At 71.1% G+C, this 19,190-nt stretch carries 15 protein-coding genes and 1 riboswitch; of the genes, 6 read left to right on the top strand and 9 right to left on the bottom strand.

Going from position 1 to position 19,190, the window contains the following annotated elements:
• Positions 1-195: 195 nt before the first annotated feature.
• Both HGN31_RS10790 and HGN31_RS10785 read right to left on the bottom strand, forming a co-directional pair.
• Positions 196-1,374 carry a tyrosine-type recombinase/integrase gene (locus tag HGN31_RS10790; RefSeq protein ID WP_168783182.1) on the bottom strand — a complete coding sequence of 393 codons (1,179 nt, stop codon included), beginning with the start codon at positions 1,372-1,374 and terminating at the stop codon, positions 196-198.
• 347 nt (positions 1,375-1,721) lie between these two features.
• Positions 1,722-2,303, bottom strand: a complete 582-nt coding sequence (locus HGN31_RS10785) for a CAP domain-containing protein (RefSeq protein ID WP_244960977.1) — start codon at positions 2,301-2,303, stop codon at positions 1,722-1,724.
• 212 nt (positions 2,304-2,515) lie between these two features.
• Here HGN31_RS10785 and HGN31_RS10780 point away from each other — a divergent pair, with 212 nt between their 5' ends.
• The 5 genes from HGN31_RS10780 to HGN31_RS10760 all read left to right on the top strand — a co-directional run bounded on the left by HGN31_RS10780 (position 2,516) and on the right by HGN31_RS10760 (position 9,491).
• Positions 2,516-4,396: an acyl-CoA synthetase gene (locus HGN31_RS10780; RefSeq protein ID WP_168783181.1), complete on the top strand. Its 1,881-nt coding sequence runs from the start codon at positions 2,516-2,518 to the stop codon at positions 4,394-4,396.
• A 180-nt stretch (positions 4,397-4,576) separates the two neighbouring features.
• Positions 4,577-4,776, top strand: a riboswitch (cobalamin riboswitch).
• Between the two features lie 128 nt (positions 4,777-4,904).
• On the top strand, positions 4,905-6,824 hold the full coding sequence (locus HGN31_RS10775) for a TonB-dependent receptor plug domain-containing protein (RefSeq protein WP_168783180.1): 1,920 nt from the start codon (positions 4,905-4,907) through the stop codon (positions 6,822-6,824).
• A 95-nt stretch (positions 6,825-6,919) separates the two neighbouring features.
• A complete protein-coding gene (locus tag HGN31_RS10770) occupies positions 6,920-7,777 on the top strand; it encodes an ABC transporter substrate-binding protein (RefSeq protein WP_168783911.1) in 858 nt (285 codons plus the stop codon).
• Positions 7,774-8,760 carry a FecCD family ABC transporter permease gene (locus tag HGN31_RS10765; protein WP_168783179.1) on the top strand — a complete coding sequence of 329 codons (987 nt, stop codon included), beginning with the start codon at positions 7,774-7,776 and terminating at the stop codon, positions 8,758-8,760. Before HGN31_RS10770 ends, HGN31_RS10765 begins: the two co-directional genes overlap by 4 nt.
• Positions 8,757-9,491: an ABC transporter ATP-binding protein gene (locus HGN31_RS10760; protein WP_168783178.1), complete on the top strand. Its 735-nt coding sequence runs from the start codon at positions 8,757-8,759 to the stop codon at positions 9,489-9,491. The genes HGN31_RS10765 and HGN31_RS10760 overlap by 4 nt, the downstream gene beginning before the upstream one ends.
• Here the strand turns inward: HGN31_RS10760 and HGN31_RS10755 are convergent.
• The gene (locus HGN31_RS10755) at positions 9,488-10,135 is read right to left on the bottom strand and encodes a DsbA family protein (protein WP_168783177.1); all 648 of its coding nucleotides are present in this window, start codon (positions 10,133-10,135) and stop codon (positions 9,488-9,490) included. The two genes, HGN31_RS10760 and HGN31_RS10755, sit on opposite strands and share 4 nt — an antisense overlap.
• A 295-nt stretch (positions 10,136-10,430) precedes the next feature.
• Between HGN31_RS10755 and HGN31_RS16725 the strand changes: the two genes are divergently transcribed.
• Positions 10,431-11,378, top strand: a complete 948-nt coding sequence (locus HGN31_RS16725) for a rhodanese-like domain-containing protein (RefSeq protein WP_342355768.1) — start codon at positions 10,431-10,433, stop codon at positions 11,376-11,378.
• 51 nt (positions 11,379-11,429) lie between these two features.
• Here the strand turns inward: HGN31_RS16725 and HGN31_RS10745 are convergent, their stop codons facing one another.
• The 6 genes from HGN31_RS10745 to rimO form a co-directional block, all read right to left on the bottom strand.
• The gene (locus HGN31_RS10745; protein ID WP_168783176.1) at positions 11,430-12,686 is read right to left on the bottom strand and encodes a DUF2254 domain-containing protein; all 1,257 of its coding nucleotides are present in this window, start codon (positions 12,684-12,686) and stop codon (positions 11,430-11,432) included.
• A gap of 4 nt (positions 12,687-12,690) precedes the next feature.
• Positions 12,691-14,346: an energy-dependent translational throttle protein EttA gene (gene ettA / locus HGN31_RS10740; protein WP_168783175.1), complete on the bottom strand. Its 1,656-nt coding sequence runs from the start codon at positions 14,344-14,346 to the stop codon at positions 12,691-12,693.
• Positions 14,347-14,467: 121 nt separating this feature from the next.
• On the bottom strand, positions 14,468-15,694 hold the full coding sequence (locus HGN31_RS10735) for an E22 family MetX-like putative esterase (RefSeq protein WP_168783174.1): 1,227 nt from the start codon (positions 15,692-15,694) through the stop codon (positions 14,468-14,470).
• A 65-nt stretch (positions 15,695-15,759) separates the two neighbouring features.
• Positions 15,760-16,695, bottom strand: a complete 936-nt coding sequence (locus HGN31_RS10730; RefSeq protein WP_168783173.1) for a capsular polysaccharide export protein, LipB/KpsS family — start codon at positions 16,693-16,695, stop codon at positions 15,760-15,762.
• 5 nt (positions 16,696-16,700) lie between these two features.
• A complete protein-coding gene (locus HGN31_RS10725) occupies positions 16,701-17,567 on the bottom strand; it encodes a sulfotransferase family protein (protein WP_168783172.1) in 867 nt (288 codons plus the stop codon).
• Between the two features lie 91 nt (positions 17,568-17,658).
• Positions 17,659-19,074, bottom strand: a complete 1,416-nt coding sequence (gene rimO, locus HGN31_RS10720) for a 30S ribosomal protein S12 methylthiotransferase RimO (RefSeq protein ID WP_168783171.1) — start codon at positions 19,072-19,074, stop codon at positions 17,659-17,661.
• Between the last annotated feature and the right edge of the window lie 116 nt (positions 19,075-19,190).

Raw genomic sequence — 19,190 nt, 5'->3', positions numbered from 1 at the left:
CAGCGCGCCAGCAACGCCCAATGCTGGTCCAGAAAGCCCGTGCGGCGACAGACTTACACCGACATAATGCCTGCGACATCGGCCAGTATGGTTTCAGCGACCTCATGCGGCGTGTCTGTCGTGTCGGCTAGCCAGTCGCGCAAACTACACGAACGCCATGCGGACGGGCCTCCATGCAGCGCCGCTGGTTCACGATCATCGGTTTTCAAGTTCACATAAGCTCGTCACGTGCTTCGCCCATGCATCCATCAGGGCACGCCGCTGCTCGAGAAAGTCGGTTCGTCGGTAGGCGCGCGAGACCGCGCTGCCCGTGACATGGGCAAGGCAGGCTTCGGCCACCTCGTGGGGAGCCTCGGCCACCTCGGCCAGCCAGTCGCGCAAGCTGGAGCGAAAACCATGTGGACGCGCATCCATCCCGCGCCGCTCCATCAGCCGCGACATGGTCGCATCCGAAATTACACCCTTGCGGACGTTGGGAAACAGGAGCCTGTCGCGGGCGTGGCGCCGTGCGGCATCGATGACCTTCACGGCCTCAGGAGAAAGCGGTACGCGGAAGTCGGACGTTGCATCCCGGCGCCCCTTCATTCGCTCGCCAGGGATGGTCCAGACGTCACCCTCAATCTGATCCAGATGCAGAAACCGCAGCGGGTGAGAGCGTACCCCCGTCAGTATCAGGAGCCGCAACGCCAAGTGGGTCACTGTCCCCTCCGACAGGCTTGCATAGAAGTCCGGCACCTCCCGCCACGATAGGGCAGGTGTGTTCTCGGGCTTGTGGCGGGACTTGCCCAGCAATGCTCGGGCTTTTTCGGTCGCCTGCAAGTCAACATCCAAGCCGAGCGCGGCTGCATGCTGCAAGCAGATGAACAGCCGGTTAAGTGCCTTCTGCGCGGTAGCTGCCTTTTCGTGCCAGATCGGCCGGAGCGTATCGCGAATATCGGTCTGCGTCAGATCGGACACCGGAATGCGCCCGAGCTTGGGCAGGATATGGAGCTCAAGCGGACTGAACCAGCGTCCTGCCTTCCCATCACCCTTCAGCTCGGCTTTCCGCGCTTCGAAGGCGTCAGCGGCGATATCCTTCAGGAGATGCAGGTTCCGGGCAGCTTCGCGACGCTTCCGCTCACGTTCACGGATCGGGTCCTGGCCGGTTATGGCAAGAGAGCGGGCGTCTGCTGCCATCCGCCGCGCCTCAGCCAGTGTGACCGCAGGATAAGGTCCCAACCCCATCTCACGACGGCGCCCCTGAACCGTCAGCCGCAGCACCCACTGGGCCCCGCCATCTTCCCGCTTGTGCAACCACAACCCCGCACCGTCGCAGTACTTGCCCGCACCCAATGAGGCTGCTCCTCTCGCGCTCAGCCGGTTCGTTGCACGCATCGTAACCACCCTCTCGGCTGCGCTAGCCGATCCACCTCTCTGTCCACCTCTAGATATGGTACTAGATGATCTCTGTCGATAGAGTGTGAGAGCTTATGAAATCGAAAGCGCTAGAGTTTACTGCTGGTTGTCACGCGGGTGATAGGGTGTGATAGCTATATATAGCGGCATTCAATGCCATTCTGCGGCACCACTCCTCTGAGATTCCATCGCATCACGCGTCCCTTCTGGACGGGCCTGCACACGACTGCCGGTGCGGCGAATGCGATGCGAAAAGGGGGGCTGTCTGCCCCCCATCGCCCTCCGGGCGATTCCCCCCGAGGATATTTCGACCAGGAGAGAACGGACTACCGCGGGGCGGCGTAGACTGCGGCCCAGAAGACCGTCTTGCCGTCCGCGGCGACGGCGTGGCCGATGCCCATCTCGCGCACCTGCGGCAGCAGGATGTTGGCCCGGTGGCCCGGGGACTGCGCCCAGATCGAGAGCACCTGGTTTCCGGCGAAGGGGCCCGCGGCGATGTTCTCGGCGGTGATCTGCGGGCGGTAGCCCAGCGCCTTGACCCGCTGCGACGGGCCGCGGGTGGTGCTGCCCTGATGCGCCATCAGCCCGCGCCGCGCCATGTCGCAGGCGTGCGCCGCCGCCGCCGCCGCCAGCCGCGCGTCGGCCTTGACCGGCGCGAGCCCGTAACCCTTCCGCTGGGCGGAGGTCGCCTTTGCGGCGATGGCATTGTCGCTCGGGGTCGTGGTGGCGCAGCGCGCGGCACCCGGGCGGGTGGCCTGCACCGTCGTGAGGTCCAGCCTGACCTTCACCCCCTGCGCCGCCGCCGGCGCAGCCGAGACGCCGAGCAGCGCCAACGCCGCGAGCGCGCCCATCAGCCCCGACCGTGCGCCCGCAAAACCCGTTCCCGACCCCGTCCCGTCTGTCATCATCTGCGCCTTGCTCTGCCCTGCCCGACCCGCGGGCTTCGGCGCGAATTCACGGCACGCACCTGCACCGATGCAACCGCTGATTGCGCGGGATTTGAACGGTTGCCGCCTGACGCCGCGTTCCGGGCGTACGAAAGAGACAAGAACTTGCCCCGCTGCCGCAATTTGTCTCATGCTGCGCGGATGTTGGGGGATAGTGAGGAGGGAGGAGCCGGATGTCGCGCTTTGCAACCATGGCCGATCGGGACCGCATCGAAGCCGAATCGGCCTATGCCGACCGCGACCTGCCGAAGACGATGTACCGGTTCCTGACCGCGACGCGGGACCGCTTTCCCACCCGTCCGGCGCTGTCCTTCCAGCTTCTCTCCGACCCCCGGGCCGCCGCGCGCACGCTCAACTGGACCGAGGTGCACGAGCGCGTCACCGAGACCGCCAACCTCTTCCGCAAGCTCGGCGTCGGGCCGACCGACACGGTCGCCTATCTGCTGCCGAACAGCCTCGAGACCCCCATCGTCCTGATCGCCGGGGCCACCGCGGGGGTGGTCAACCCGATCAACCCCCTGCTCGAGCCCGAGCACATCGCCGGCATCCTGCGCGAGACGAACGCCAAGGTGCTCGTCACCCTTAAGGCCATGCCCAAGACCGACGTGGCGCAGAAGGCCGCGGCGGCGCTGGCGCTCGCCCCGAACGTCGAGACGGTGCTTGAGATCGACCTCGCCCGCTATCTCACCGGGGTCAAGAAACTGCTCGTCCCGCTGATCCGTCCGCGGGTCAAGGCGACCCACAAGGCCCGCGTGATGGACTTCGAGGCCGCGGTCTCGGCCCAGCCGCACGACCGCCTGACCTTCGAGGATCCGGCCAAGGACCGCGTCGCCGCCTATTTCCACACCGGCGGCACCACGGGGATGCCGAAGGTCGCGCAGCACCGCTATTCGGGGATGATCTACAACGGCTTCCTCGGCGGCGAGCTGCTGTTCGACGAAACCGACGTGCTGATGTGCCCGCTGCCGATGTTCCACGTCTTCGCGGCCTATCCGATCCTCATGTCCTGCATCCATTCGGGCGCGCACATGGTGATGCCGACCCCCGCGGGCTATCGCGGCGACGGCGTCTTCGACAATTTCTGGAAGCTGATCGAGCGCTGGCACGCGACCTTCCTCATCACCGTGCCGACCGCCATCGCGGCGCTGATGCAGCGCAAGGTGGACGCGGACGTCTCGTCGCTCAGGACCGCCATCTCCGGCTCGGCGGCGCTGCCGGTCGAGCTTTACAACCGCTTCAAGGCCGCGACCGGGGTCGAGATCGCCGAGGGCTACGGGCTGACCGAGGCGACCTGCCTCGTGTCCTGCAACCCGGTCGACGGGCTGAAGAAGGTCGGCTCGGTCGGGATCCCCCTGCCCTACACCCATGTCCGCATCCTGCGCAGCACGCAGGCGGGCTATGAGGACTGCGGCACCGACGAGATCGGCGAGATCTGCGTGGCCAACCCCGGCGTCATCGAGGGCTCGACCTACACCGAGACCGACAAGAACCGCGACCTCTTCGCCGAGGGGCGGTTCCTGCGGACGGGCGACCTCGGGCGGCTCGATTCGGACGGCTATCTGTGGATCACCGGCCGCGCCAAGGACCTGATCATCCGCGGCGGGCACAACATCGACCCGGCCGAGATCGAGGACGGGCTGATGTCGCACCCCGACGTGGTGGGCGCCGCCGCCATCGGCCAGCCCGACAGCTTCGCGGGCGAGCTGCCCTGCGTCTATGTCCTGCTGCGCGAGGGCGCGACCGCCACCGAAGAGGATCTGGCCGCCCACGCCCGCGCCCATATCCACGAGCGCGCGGCGGTGCCCAAGCACATCGACATCGTGCCCGAGCTGCCGCTGACCGCGGTCGGCAAGGTCTTCAAGCCCGAGCTGCGCCGCCGCGCCATCGCCCGGGTGCTGGACGCGACGCTCGCCGATCTGGGCGGCTCGGTCGCCGAGGTCGTGGACGACCGCAAGCGCGGCCTGACCGCCCGCATCGCCCGCGCCCCCGGCGCCGACGAGGCAGCGATCCGCAAGAAGCTGGGCGAGTTCACCGTCGCCTGGGAATGGGCTTGAGCCTTGGGGGGCGGCGCCTGAGCCGCCCGCCTGCCCTGCCGGCCGCTCGCCGCGCGCTCAGGTGACCTCGGCGGCCTCGCACCGCCTCCGGCTCACCACCCCCCGTGTCCCCCTCGCACCGCCCGCCGCGTCATTCGCCGCCGGGGCGGTGCTCTGCATTGACGCCACCGGCCCCGGCGCGATAGCAGGCCGCGACCGAGTTCCGGCCTCGCCGGATTGAAAGGGAACACGGGGGACGGGCACCTGCCCGCAGCCGTGGCTGCCCCCGCAACTGTGCGCGGATGGCGGCGCCGACACGCCACTGGGGACCGCACCCCCGGGAAGGCCGGCCGCCGCGATGTTCCGCAAGCCAGGAGACCTGCTCGGTCACCACCCTTTTGCCGGCGCGGGGCGTGCGGGCAAAGCGGCCTGCCGCAGCGGTGATCTTTGCTGTCTGCGGGGTCGCACCGATTCCCGGACCACCACCAACCGCGGGCCGACCGCCCGCCCCGTCCACGGGAACAGCCAGATGCCTCACGTCCCTTCTGCCCCCTGCCTGCTCGCCGCCACTGCGCTGCCGCTGATCGTAGCGCTCGCGCTGCCCGCCGCAGGGCACGCCCAGGTCGCTAGCGAGCCCACCCCCGCCGGGGTCACCGCCGTCACCCTCGACCCGGTGGTGATCTCGGGCGGCTTCTCGCCGGTCGAGGCCGACGCCTACGGCCGCGCCGCCACCGTCATCACCGCCGAAGAGCTTGAGCAGCGCGGTACCGCCACGGTGCAGGACGCGCTGCGCGGCCTGCCCGGCGTCTCGATCACCGCGACCGGCGTCTCGGCCGGCAGCATCCGCATCCGCGGCGGCAATCCGAACCACACGCTGGTGCTGATCGACGGCGTGAACGCCGCGGGCGGCGACCAGCCCTATACGTTCAGCGGCCTCGACCTTACCGATGTCGAGCGCATCGAGGTGCTGCGCGGCCCGCAGTCGGTCTATTACGGCTCGGCCGCCGCCTCGGGCGTGGTCAACATCATCACCCGCAAGGCCGACCGCACCGGCGGGCGGGCGATGATCGAGGGCGGCAACGGCGCCGCCGGCGCGCTGAGCTACGCCACCGTCACCGACCGGCTGCGGATGCAGGTGGACGCCGGCTACCGCGAGGACCGCAGCTCCGACGTCTCGAAGGGCGATCCCGGCGACCGCGACGGGCTGCGCCGGGCGACGCTGGCATTCTCGGGCGACTGGCAGGCGACCGACGACCTGAAGCTGGGGTTCGCCACCCGCCACGCCGAGGAGCGCTATTGGTACGACGCCACCAACTTTGCCGCGACCTCGGCCAGGGACTACCTGCGCGACGCCGACTACTGGGCCGACCGGCGCGAGCGGATCAACACCGTCTGGGGTGAGCTTGCGACGCTCGACGGGCGGCTGACCCACCGGCTCTCGTGGCAGGAGACGCGCACCGAGGTCGACAGCCACGACGATTTCCCGGTGGACAGCGAAGGGCGGCGCGAGGCGCTGAAATACCGCGCGACCTACGGTCTCGACGCCGCGGTGGCGGACGCGCGCCAGACGGTGGCGCTGGCCTATGACCACATCAAGGACCGCGCCTCGGGCGGGTCCGACTGGAACCTCGACACCGATTCGGTGGCGCTCGAGTATCGCGGCGCCTTCGACAACGGGCTGGATGTGCAGCTCGGCCTGCGCCGCGACGACAACTCGACCGTGGCCGACCAGACGACCTGGGCGGCCGGCCTGTCGTGGCAGATCGCGGGCACGCCCTACCGGCTGCACGCCTCGGCCGGGACCGGGGTGGTCAACCCGCAGTATTACCAGCTGCTCGGCGGCTACGGCACGGTCGGCAACCCCGATCTCGTGCCCGAGACGAACCGGAGCGTGGACCTCGGGCTGGAATACCGCCTGCCCGACGGGCGCGGCCTGATCGACGTGACCTGGTTCCGCGACCGGCTTGAGAACGCCATCGACTATTCTCGCGTGCCGCTGCCCGACGGCTCGAACTACTTCAACATCGACGGCACCAGCCGCCGCGAGGGGGTCGAGGTCGCCGCCCAGTACGAGGTCACGGACGCGCTGTCGCTGCGCGGCGCCTATACCTATCTCGACGCCCGCAACCCCGACGACAGCCCCGCCACCCGTCGCCCCCGGCATGAGCTGGGGCTGACCGCGACGCTCAAGACCTTCGGCGGGCGCGGCTGGGTGTCGGCGGACCTGCGCCACGTCGCCGACATGACGAGCGAACAGTACTGGGGCACCTACGCCAACGCGCGGATGCCCGATTTCACCGTGGTGAACATGGCGGCGAGCTTTGACCTGACCGACAGCGCGCGGCTGACCGGGCGGATCAACAACCTCTTCGACGCCGAGTATCAGGAGGCGTGGGGCTACACCGCCCCCGGCCGCGCCGCCTGGATCGGCATCGAGCAGCGGTTTTGACCGACCCCCGGCCCGCGCCCGCACCCGACCTTGCCGCGCCGCGCGCGGCGAGGCGCCGGGTGCCCGCGGGCCGTCCGCGGCTGGCCCGGCGTCCCCTGCGGGCACCGCGGCCTCTCGCGTTGCTCGCCGCGCTGCTCGTCCCGGCGCTGGCCGGGGCGGCCCCGGCGGCCCTCCCGCCCCCCGCCACCCCGCCCGCGCGGGTGGTGTCGATGAACCTCTGCACCGACCAGCTCGCCATGCTGCTGGCCGCGCCGGGGCAGCTCGTCTCGGTCAGCCACCTCGCCCGCGATCCGCAGATGTCGGCGATGGTCGCCGAGGCCGCGGCCTATCCGCCGAACCGCGGCCGCGCCGAAGAGGTCTATCTGATGCGCCCCGACCTCGTGCTCGCGGGGACCTATGACGGCCCGCCGGTGGCGATGCTGGCGCGGCTGGGCGTGCCCGTCGTGACCCTCGCCCCGCCGACCTCGCTGGCCGAGACGCGGGCGGCGATCCGCACCATCGGGCAGGCGCTCGGGCGGGCGCCGGCGGCCGAAGCGATGCTGGCGCAGTTCGACGCCCGCCTCGCCCGGCTGGCCCACCCCGCGGGCGAGGGCGCGCCGCTGGCCGCGACCTGGGGGCCGAACGGCTATTCGGCCGGGGCCGAGAGCCTCGCCGGCGACGTGCTCAAGACCGCGGGCTTCGCGCTTCTCTCCGAGCGGTTGGGGATGGCCGGGTCGGGCACCGTCCCGCTCGAGACGCTGGTGCTGGCCGACCCGGCGCTGATCGTGACCGGCCGCCGCTTCCCCGGCGCCTCGCGCGCCGAGGAGACGCTGACCCACCCGGCGCTCACCCACCTGCGCGCCCGCCGGATCGAGATCCCCGACGCCGACTGGGCCTGCGGCATCCCGCAGGTGCTCGACGCGCTGGCCACCCTCGCCGAGGCGCGCGCGGCCCTGCCCGCAGGGCAGCCGTGACCCCGCGCCCCGCCCTGCTGCTCGGCGCGCTGGCGCTTCTGGTCGCGGTGCTGGCGCTCGCCTCGCTGCTGGTCGGGCCGGCGGGGACGCCGCCGGGCGAGAGCCTCGCCGCGCTCGTCTCGGGCGAGGGGCCGCTGGGCCTCGTCATGCGCGAGATCCGGGCGCCGCGGGCGGTGCTGGGGATCATGGTCGGCATCAGCCTCGGCCTGTCGGGGGCGGCGTTGCAGGGGTATCTGCGGAACCCGCTGGCCGAGCCGGGGCTGATCGGCGTCTCGGCCTCGGCGGCGCTGGGGGCGGTGATCGCCATCCAGCTCGGTGCCTCGGCGCTGGGAATGACGGTGCCGCTCGCCGCGCTCGGCGGGGCGCTGGGGGGCGTCGCGCTGATCCTGATGCTGGCCGGACGCGGCGGCGGCAGCTTTGCGCTGATCCTCGGCGGGATCGCCGTCTCGGCGCTGGCCGGGGCGCTGACGGCGCTGGTGCTGAACCTCTCGCCGAACCCGTTTGCGGCCTATGACATCATGTTCTGGACGATGGGCTCGCTCGCCGACCGCAGCTGGGCCCATGTCGCCGCGGCAGCGCCGGTTATGGCGCTCGGCTGGGGGGCGCTGGCGCTGACCGGGCGCGGGCTCGACGCGCTGACCCTGGGCGAGGAGGCCGCGGCCTCGCTGGGCGTGGACCTGGCCCGGCTGCGGCTGGCGGTGGTGCTGGGCACCGCCGCCGCGGTCGGGGCGGCGACGGCAGTGGCAGGCGCGATCGGCTTTGTCGGGCTGGTGGTGCCGCATCTCTTGCGCGGGCTCAGCGGCGGGCTGCCCTCGCGGCTGCTGCCGGCGGCGGCGCTGGGGGGCGCGGCGCTGGTGCTCGCCGCCGACGTGGCGGTGCGGGTGATCCTGCCCGACCAGGACCTGAAGCTCGGGGTGATGATGGCGCTGGTCGGCGCGCCGGTGTTCCTGCACCTCATCCGCCGCACCGAGGCCGGAAAATGAGCCTGACGCTCAGCGCCCTCACCGTCCGCCGGGACGGCTGCCCGGTGGTGGACCGGGTGTCGCTGGCGGTCCCGCCGGGGCAGTTCGTGGGCCTCATCGGCCCGAACGGCGCGGGCAAGTCCACGCTGATGCGCGCCGCGCTGGGGCTGATCGCGGCCGAGGGGACGAGCGACCTCGCCGCCCTGCCCCGCGCCCGGCGCGCCCGACGCGCCGCGTGGCTGCCGCAGACGCGCGAGGTCGCCTGGCCGATCCCGGTCGCGGCGCTGGTGCGGCTGGGCCGTCGCGCCGACCCCGACCGGCGCGCCGATTCCCCGGCGGTGGCCGAGGCGCTCGCCGCGCTCGACGCCACCCACCTGCGCGACCGCCGGGCCACGGAACTCTCGGGCGGTGAGCTGGCGCGGGTGCTCATCGCCCGGCTTCTGGCCCAGCGCACGCCGCTGATCCTGGCCGACGAGCCGGTGGCAGGCCTCGACCCGGCGCATCAGCTCGCGGTGATGGCGCTCTTCCGCGACCTCGCGCGGCAGGGCCGCACGGTGATCGCCTCGGTCCACGAGCTCGGCCTCGCGGCGCGGTTCTGCGACCGGCTGGTGCTGATGGACCGCGGCCGGCTGGTGGCCGACGGCGCCCCGCCCGAGGTGCTGACCGCCCCCCACCTGCGCGACAGCTTCGGCGTCGGGGGCGCGTTCGTCGCCACCCCCGCCGGCCCGGCCTTCGTGACCCTGCCGCTCTAGACCCCCAGCGTCTTGCGGCCGCGCGCCACCAGCGCCTTGAGATCATCGAGGCTCTGGTGCCCGAACACCGCCTCGTCCCCCGCGATCAGCGTCGGCGTCCCGACGAGGCCCATGTGGTCGGCGAGCTCGAACGAGGCGTTGATGTGCCGGCTGACCCGGTCCGACTGCATCTCGGCCCTGAGCTTGCCCTCATCCAGCCCGACCCGGCGCACCACTCGCATCACCGAGGCTTCGGTCGCGCGCCCCTTGATGCCCATCAGCCCCGCGTGCATCTGCCAGTATTTCCCCTGCGGCAGCGCCGCGAGCGCCGCGCGGGCTGCGAACTCGGAGTCCTCGCCGAACACCGGCCATTCGCGGAACACCACCCGCAGGCCGGGGTCCGCCGCGATCAGCCGCTGCATCATCGGCATGACGGTTTTGCAGTACGGGCAGTTGTAGTCGAAGAACTCGGACAGGGTGATGTCGCCCTTGGGGTTGCCTAGCACCGGCGCCGTCGGGTCGCGCTCGAGCGCGGTGCGCAGCGCCGCGGGCATCGGGTTGGGCCGGGCCGCGGTGGCGGTCTGGGCAACCGCCCCGCGGGTCGTCAGCGCCACACCGGCGGCGAGCGGCAGGGTCAGGGCGAGGGTCTGGCGGCGGGTCGGCATGGCGGTTCCTTTCATCGCGGGGCCTGCCGGGTGCAGGTCCGCTTCTGCGCGGCGCCCCCTGGCGGGGCCGGCGCGGTCACGGGCGGTCAGGGCGGCTCGGCCACGGACCCGAGGTCCGACCGGGGCCCTGACGCGGGCGGTTCCCCCTGGGCTTACGGGCATCGGCGCCGGGGGGAAAGTCACGATGGCTCCATCACCCGCCCGCCCGGCGCGGCGGGCCGCGCGGGGGCCGAAAAGGGAACCCCACCGCGCGGTCGCGCGCTGACCCCCCGTACGAAAGAGGGAGGAGACCCGCATGACCACGACCCTGATCCGCTCGGCCGCCGTCCTGCTGCTGACCGCCGCCACCGCACCGATGGCGCTGGCGCAGGCCACGCCGGCCCCCGCCGCCCCGGCCGAAGCGCCCGCCGCGACCCCGACCGCGACCCCCGAGGCCGCCCCGGCGTCCCCGCAGGGCGCCCCCCGCGTCGGCATCACCCGCGACATGGCCGAGGCGGTGTTCAAGACCCCCGATGGAGAGTTCACCATCCGCCGCGACCAGACCCCCGGCGCCCGCCTCGAGGGGGACTGGGCGCTGACCAGCATGGACTGCCCGCCCTTCTGCATCCAGCCGATGAGCCCCGCCCCCGGCGTGACCACCGTGGGCGAGCTTGAGCTGATCGAGGCGATGAAGGCGGGCGACACGATCCTCGTCGATGGCCGCACGCCCGACTGGTTCACCGGCGGCACCATCCCCGGCGCCATCAACATCCCCTACACCCAGGCCGTCGAGCGGCTGAGCGAGCTCGGCTGCGAGCCCGATTTCGACGGCAAGTTCGACTGCGCCGAGGCGAAGAAGGCGATCCTGTTCTGCAACGGCATCTGGTGCGGCCAGTCGCCGACCGCGATCCGGGCGATGATCGACGCGGGCTATCCCGCCGACCGGATCAGCTACTATCGCGGCGGGATGCTTGCCTGGCGGCTGCTGGGGCTGACGGTGCGGGGCGGTGAGAACCCGGCGCCGGTCGATCCGATCGCCGCGCAGGAGGTCTCGCCCGAGGACAAGGCCGAGCCGGGCGCCGCGGCGGCGGTGGACGCGGCCGATCCGGGCACGCCCGCACCCTCCGAGAGCGGCGCGGTCACGGTGACGCCGGCGGAGGCGCCGGACACCAAGAGTGAGAACCCGGTGGTGGACGGCACGGCCGAGGAAGCGGCCGACACCAAGGAAGCTCCGGCCGAGGACGGCGCAAAGCCCGCCAACTGACGCCACGAAGGGCGGCGCGGTGGCCCCGTCCGGGCCCCGCGCCGTCCCCGGTCAGCCGACCATCTTCCGCTCCCACCCCTGCGTCAGCTCTGCATCCGACCGCATCCGCGCGTCGTTCAGAAGCCGCCGGGCGGGGGCCGCCTCGCCGCAGCGGGCCAGCATCTCGAGCCCGTCGATCAGCGTCTGGATAACCTCGGCCGTCCCGGCCCCGTCGCGCAGGATCGGGCCGTAGAACTCGCGGTAAAGCTCGGCTACGTCCATCCCCGGCGCGCGCAGCCGCGTGTGCTCGACCACCTGCCGCGCACCGGGGCGCTGGCCGGGCTCAGGGCCGCCGTCCCGCGGGGCGTGCAGCGTCTCGAGCACCCGGCTGCCGGCGCGCAGCACGTCCACCGCGGTGCCGGGGTCGTTCACCGCCGCCGACAGCGCCTTGCTGGCCACCTCGCTCAGCACGATCATCCCGTAGCGCAGGTCCTGATCGAAGCTGCGGGTGTCGCCGATCTCGAACTCGTCGCAGAGGCTGGCCCCGACCTCGAGCGGCACGGGCTGCGAGACGCGCAGCAGCGGCTCGTCCCGGTGCACGTATTTGCCCGGCATCCGCAGGATCTCGACCTCGATCCCGTGCTTTTCGGCCAGGCCGTTCAGCCCGGCCATGTCGATGAAGCGCACATAGCCCGCCCGCTTGCCGACCAGCGCCGGCCCGGTGATCCCGCCGCGCAGCTCGACCGGCATCGCCCCCAGCGTCGGGCTGTCGCGATAGAGCGCCGCCGCCTCGTCGGCCACCGCCTCGATCCGGGCGATGATGTCGCTGACCCGCCCGAAGCTGTTGAGGTGGTCCACCCAGCGCAGCAGCGCCCAGGCGATCAGCAGGATGTCGATCAGCGCCGCGACGAACAGCAGCACCCGCGCCTGATCGGCGTAAAGCCCCGCCGACAGCCCGATGATCCCGACGATCGAGAACAGGAACGAGCCGATGAAGATCGACACCGCGTTCTGCGCCGCGGGGTCCGCCGCCAGCAGCGTGTTCGAGCGCGGCGTGGCGCTGGTGGTGGCCGACCCGTAGGCGCCGACGATGATCGACATCGAGAAGGTCGTCACCGTCAGCATCGACGAGGCGACGATGTTGAGCAGCGCATCGACCGAGCCCGAGGCGAGCTCGATCTCGGGCACATAGGGCAGGTACGGCCCGACCCACCACGCCAGCGCCGCGAGCGCCACGCCCGACAGGCTGAACAGCGTGACCCTGACCCACATCCGCCGCAACAGCTCGCGCAGGCGCTGGCCCCAGTTGCCGTTCAGCCAGCGGTCCATCGCCTTACCGGGTGAACTTCTTGTACTTCACCCGCTTTGGCTCGATCGAATCGGGGCCGAGGCGGCGGACCTTGTCTTCCTCATAGGCCTCGAAGTTGCCCTCGAACCACTCGACATGGGCATCGCCCTCGAAGGCGAGGATGTGGGTGCAGAGCCGGTCGAGGAAGAAGCGGTCGTGCGAGATGATGACCGCGCAGCCGGCGAAATCTTCCAACGCCGCCTCCAGCGCCTGCAGGGTTTCCACGTCCAGGTCGTTGGTCGGCTCGTCGAGCAGCAGCACGTTGCCGCCCGATTTCAGCAGCTTGGCCATGTGCACGCGGTTGCGCTCACCGCCCGAGAGCAGCCCGACCTTCTTCTGCTGGTCGCCGCCCTTGAAGTTGAACGCCGAGGCATAGGCGCGCGAGTTCATCTGCGCGTCGCCGAGGTCGATCTGCTCGGCGCCGCCCGAAATCTCCTCCCACACCGTCTTGTTGGCGTCGAGCGCGTCGCGGGACTGGTCCACGAACGAAAGCTGCACCGTGTCGCCGAAGGTGATCTCGCCCGCGTCGGGCTTTTCGGCCCCGGTCAGCATCTTGAACAGCGTGGACTTGCCCGCCCCGTTCGGGCCGATCACGCCGACGATCCCGCCCGGCGGCAGGCTGAAGTCCAACCCCTCGATCAGCAGCTTGTCGCCGAAGGCCTTGGTCAGGCCGGAGACCTCGATCACCTTGCCGCCCAGCCGCGGGCCGTTCGGGACGATGATCTGGGCGTTGGCGATCTTCTCGCGCTCGGACTTGGCCGCCATCTCGTTATAGGCGTTGATCCGCGCCTTCTGCTTGGCCTGCCGCGCCTTGGCGCCGGCGCGGATCCAGTCCAGCTCGCGTTCCAGCGACTTCTGCCTCGCCTTGTCCTCGCGGGCTTCCTGTTCCAGCCGCTTGGCCTTCTGCTCCAGCCACGCCGAATAGTTCCCCTCGTAGGGGATGCCCCGGCCGCGATCCAGTTCGAGAATCCAGCCGGTAATGTCGTCGAGGAAATAGCGGTCGTGGGTCACGATCAGGATCGTGCCCGGATATTCGATCAGGTGCTTCTGCAGCCAGGCGATCGTCTCGGCGTCGAGGTGGTTGGTCGGCTCGTCCAGCAGCAGCATGTCCGGTTGTTCCAGCAGCAGCTTGCACAGCGCCACCCGGCGCCGCTCACCCCCGGAAAGTGTTTCCACGTCGGCGTCGTCGGGCGGGCAGCGCAGCGCCTCCATCGCCACATCGACCTGGCTGTCGAGATCCCACAGGTTCTCGGCGTCGATCTCGTCCTGCAGCTTCGCCATCTCGTCGGCGGTCTCGTCCGAGTAGTTCATGGCGAGTTCGTTGTAGCGGTCGAGCTTGGCCTGCTTGGCCTTCACCCCCTCCATCACGTTGCCGCGGACGTTGAGCTGCGGGTCGAGCTGCGGTTCCTGCGGCAGATAGCCGACGGTCGCGCCCTTGGCGGCCCAGGCCTCGCCCGAGAAGTCCTTGTCGAGCCCGGCCATGATCCGCAGCAGGGTGGATTTCCCCGCGCCGTTGACGCCGACGACGCCGATCTTGACCCCGGGCAGGAAGTTCAGGCGGATGTTCTCGAACGTCTTCTTGCCGCCGGGATAGGTCTTGGACACGCCGTCCATGTGATAGACATACTGATACGAGGCCATGATCCGCTCCTGTAAGGTTGGCGGTTATCTAGGCCATCGGCGGCGTGAGTTGAAGGCGGCGTGCGTTGAAGCGGCCGGCGGCGAGCGCGGTGGGCGGGGGCGATCGCGCGCCCCCGCATTTTCAACGGTCGAGGAAGCCGCGGATCGCCTCGCCGGCCTGGCCGATGTTGACCACCCCGTCCAGATGCCCGCGGGTGCCGTTGATCTCGACCACCTCGACGGGCGTTCCGTCGGACTTGATGATCGCCGCCGTCTCGCGCACCGCGTCGCCGGGGAACACCAGATCCTCGTCGGTGTGGACCAGCATCACCGGCACGTCGATGGCCTTGAGCCCCTCGTAGAGGCTCGTGCCCCCCGCAGCCCCTGCCGCCGCGGCCCCGGTGGCGCCGGCGACGAAGAGCTGGTTGGCCTTGATGAGATAGAGCAGGTGGTTCGCGTCCGAGGTCGCGGCCCGCGCGGCGCCCCCGTCGCGCAGCGTCTGGACGACCTTGAACTCGTTGTCGAACGACGCCGCCGGGTCCGCCCCCTCGGCCGCCCATTGCCGCCCGAAGGTCGGGTTGGTCCAGTCGGGCGAGCTCGCCTGCAGGGTGATGATCTTCATCGCCGCGGCCAGCCCCGCGTCGGGCGGCGTGCCCTCGTAGTAATCCCCGCCGTTCCAGTTGGGGTCGAGCCGCACTGGCGCGCCCCAGACGTCGAGCCAGGCGATCAGGTCGGCGTCGGCCCACCCCGACGAGATCACCGGGATCACCCGGGTCAGCTTGTCGGGATGCCGCGCCGCCCAGTCATAGGCCTGCAATCCCCCCATCGAGGCGCCCATGACCGCGTGCCACTTGCCGATCCCGAGCTGGTCCATCAGCCCCTTCTGCGTCTCGACGAAATCGCCGATGGTCAGGATCGGGAAGTCCATCCCCCACGGCTTGCCGGTCGCCGGGTTCACCGTCGCGGGGCCGGTGGTGATGACCTTCGGGTTCTTCGCCCCGAGGTTCACCGGCGTGTCGGCCGAGACGACGAAATACTTGTCGGTGTCGATGGGCTTGCCCGGCCCGATGATCGCGTCCCAATAGCCCGGCGCCGCATCGTCGGCCGCATATTTCCCCGCCGCGTGCGAGTTGCCCGAGAAGAAATGGGTGATGAGGATGGCGTTGTCCTTCGCCGCGTTCAGCGTGCCGTAGGTCTCGTACCCCAGCGTCATCTCGGGGATGACCGCGCCGCCTTGGGTGGCGAAGTTGGTCAGGGTGAAGGACTGTTTCTCCACCAGCGCGTCGAGCGCGGCGGCGGGGCCGGCGAGCGCCACCCAGCCGATGAGTGCCGCGGCGCGCAGGGCCTGTCGTTGCGTGGGTCGTGTCATGCGGGGCTCCTCTCCCTCTCTCCTCGCCGGAAAGTAGAGCCGCCGCGGCCGCCCCTGTCCACCGCTCAGGTGGCGGCGAGGCGGTCGAGCACCTTGTCGGTCCAGCCCGGCGCCGTGTCGTCCACGAACACGTCGCGGAAAAGCCACGTCGCATGGCGGCGCATCAGGTCCGGGTCGGGCGGCGCGGCGGTGTCGAGCGCCGTGGCGAGGTCCTCCGCGTTCCGCGCCCGCCGCGTCAGCGCGCCGTAGTCCGAGGCCCCGCAGGTGATGACCGCGCCGCCGCGCAGCTGCGCCTCGATCCCCACGCCCGAGTTGATGCAGACCGTCACCCGCGCCGCCGCGATCAGCGCGTCGATCGGCTCATCGAGCACATGGACGTGGCCCGCGGGGTCATGCAGCGCCCGCACCTGCGCCTCGAACTGCGGGTCGCGCGAGCGCGGGTGCAGCTTGATCACCACCGGCTCGCGCGGGGCACGGGCGAGGCACCCCGCGAGCATGGCGTGGGTGTCGAGGTCGGCCAGCGTCAGCACCTTGTCGCGCGGCACCTGCAGGGCGACGAAGATGCAGCCCGCGGGGATCTCGGCCTGCGGCGCGGGCTGGGGGTATTTGCTGACCCGCGGGATCAGGAACCGCTGCGCGAGGCCGTCGAAATACCGCCCCGCCTCATCCGCCGAGATCGCCGCCGGGTCGAAGCGCAGCCCGGCATTGGCCGACCAGCCGGAGTAGCCGGCCGGGTCGAAGGTGTAGAAGCCGGGCAGATAGGCTTCCTTGTAGTGCAGGTTCCGCGGCCCGCGCCCGGTGCCGTGAAAGTTCAGCGTCCACACCCGCTCGGGCGCGAAGGCCCCCGGCCGGACTGCCGCCGCCGAGCCGGTCGGGCGGATGTCCTTCCGGTCCACCAGCGCCGCCTCGAGCGCGCCGAGCATCCCGCGCCGCGGGTCGTCGCGCTCAGGGCGGGTGCGCGCCCACCACGGATAATGCAGGTTGACCCGCCAGCCCCCCACGCCGTCTAGCGGATGTGGCGGGCGAACTCGGGCCCGAAGGTCGCCTCGATGAAGGCGAACTGCGGCTCGACCCGGCGGCGGATCTCGGCCCGGACCTCGCCGGGGCACGAGAGCGCCGCGTTGGCCGCAAAGACCTTGGCCGAGAGGTTGCGATAGCTGTGGGGGGAGAGCCCGCAATGCGCCTCGACCCGCGCCATCACCCCCGCGGGGTCCGCGGCTATGGCGCCGAAGGGCAGGATCAGCAGCCGCTCGGGGCCGAAGCGCGCGGTCCAGCGCGGCACGTAGGTCGCGTAATCGCCGCGGTCGTAGAGCACCGGGTCGTCGATCTCGGCCATCCAGCCCGCGACCCCCTTGGGCGCGCGCCCCTTGCGGGTGAGGTTCATCTTGAGCTGGCTGATCGCCCGGTCCACCGGGTGGCGGATGATATAGATGAACTTCGCCTGCGGCAGGAACGTCTCGACGAAGGCCACGCCCTCGTCGGGCAGAGTCGAATACTCGGGCGTGATGTCGCAGGGCTGGGTGCCGGCGGGCGCGGGGGCGAAGACCTGCTTGTACCAGTGGTTGGTGAACATCTCGCCGCGGGTGATCCGGTCGAGCCACTCGGCCATCTCGGGCGGCAGCGCCTCGCCCTTCGCGGCGTAGCGCTTTTCGAGGTTCTGGCGGGCGCGGCGGAAATGCCAGGGCAGCCACTGGCGGTGCTCGGGCACGAAGCGGTGGTTGAAGAACTGCGCCTCCTTGAAGGGCGGCAGCCACACCTGTGGGTGCTGGGACAGCATCTGGCTGAGCCAGGTGGTCCCCGCCTTCTGCGCCCCGATCCCGACGATCGAGGGCTTCTTCGGCCCCCCCTCGCGGTCCCACTTCGGCAGCGTCATGGCGCGCCCCCGACGCCCGGCGCATTGATGCCGCCCTTGGGGTCCGCCCGGACCCGCAGCATCGCATCCCCATAGGGGATGTCGGGCTCGATCACAGCGTGCCCCACAAATCGTAGTCCGACGCCTCGTCCACCGTCACCTCGACCATGTCGCCGGGCGAGAGCGCCGCGAAGCCCTCGTCGATGAACAGGTTGCCGTCGATCTCGGGCGCGTCGGCCATGGTCCGGCAGTTGGCCCCGCCCTCGTCCACCGCGTCCACGATCACCCGCTGCCGCGTGCCGACCTTGGCCGCCAGCTTCGCCGCGCTGATCGCCTGGGCCTTGGCCATGAAGCGGTCCCAGCGGTCCTGCTTGACCGCGTCCGGCACGTGGTCGGGCAGCGCATTGGCCCGCGCGCCGCGCACGTTCTCGTACTGGAAGCACCCCACCCGGTCGAGTTGCGCCTCGTCCAGCCAGTCGAGCAGATACTGGAACTCGGCCTCGGTCTCGCCCGGATACCCCACGATGAAGGTCGAGCGCAGGGTGATCCCCGGCACCGCGGCGCGCCAGGCGGCGATCTCGTCCAGCGTCCGGGCGCTGGCCGCGGGGCGGGCCATGCGGCGCAGCACGTCCGGGTGGGCGTGCTGGAAGGGAATGTCGAGATAGGGCAGCACCCCGGTCCCCGTGGCGGCCGTCGCCTCCATCAGCGGGACGAGCTGGCGGACGTGGGGATAGGGATAGACGTAGTGCAGCCGCACCCACGCCCCGAGCCCGCCGAGGTCGCGGGCGAGGTCGGTGATGTGCGCGCGGTGCCCGCGCTCCTCGGCGTGGCGCAGGTCCACCCCGTAGGCGCTGGTGTCCTGCGAGATGACCAGCAACTCGCGCACGCCCGAGGCGACCAGCCGCTCGGCCTCGCGCACGACCGCATGGGCCGGGCGGCTGACCAGCCTGCCGCGCAGGTCCGGGATGATGCAGAACTTGCAGGCGTGATTGCAGCCCTCGGAAATCTTCAGATAGGCGTAATGGCGGGGCGTCAGCCGCACCTCGGACGCGGGCAGCAGGTCGATGAACGGATCGGGCGCCGGCGGCACCGCGGCGTGGACCGCGTCCAGCACCTGCTCATACTGGTGCGGCCCGGTCACGGCGAGCACTTTGGGATGCGCGCCGGTGATGTAGTCCGGCTCGGCGCCCAGGCAGCCGGTGACGATCACCCTTCCGTTCTCGGCCAGCGCCTCGCCGATCGCCTCGAGGCTTTCGGCCTTGGCGCTGTCGAGGAACCCGCAGGTGTTCACGATCACCGCATCGGCGCCCTGATAGGCGGGGCTGATCGCGTAGCCCTCGGCCCGCAGGCGGGTCAGGATGCGCTCGCTGTCGACCAGCGCCTTGGGGCAGCCGAGGCTGACCATGCCGATGGTCGGCTGCCCGCCGCGGCCCAGGCTCTCGCGGTCCGGCCCGTGCGGGCGTGAGTCGTCGCCCAGCCGCGGGGCGGGGGCGAGGTCGGGACGCAGGTTCGGCGGATTGAGGCTCATGGCCCGCCTATAGCGCGCCGCGGGCGGAACGCAAAGTTGCGCGCGACGTTCCGCGCCTGTCGGGCCTCTCGCCTTGTGACCGGCGTGCTTGGCCCGCTTCCTCGCACCCCAGCCGA

Source organism: Paracoccus sanguinis (genome assembly GCF_012689545.1).
Classification (GTDB): domain Bacteria; phylum Pseudomonadota; class Alphaproteobacteria; order Rhodobacterales; family Rhodobacteraceae; genus Paracoccus; species Paracoccus panacisoli.
This window is presented reverse-complemented; position numbering and strand designations above follow the sequence as displayed.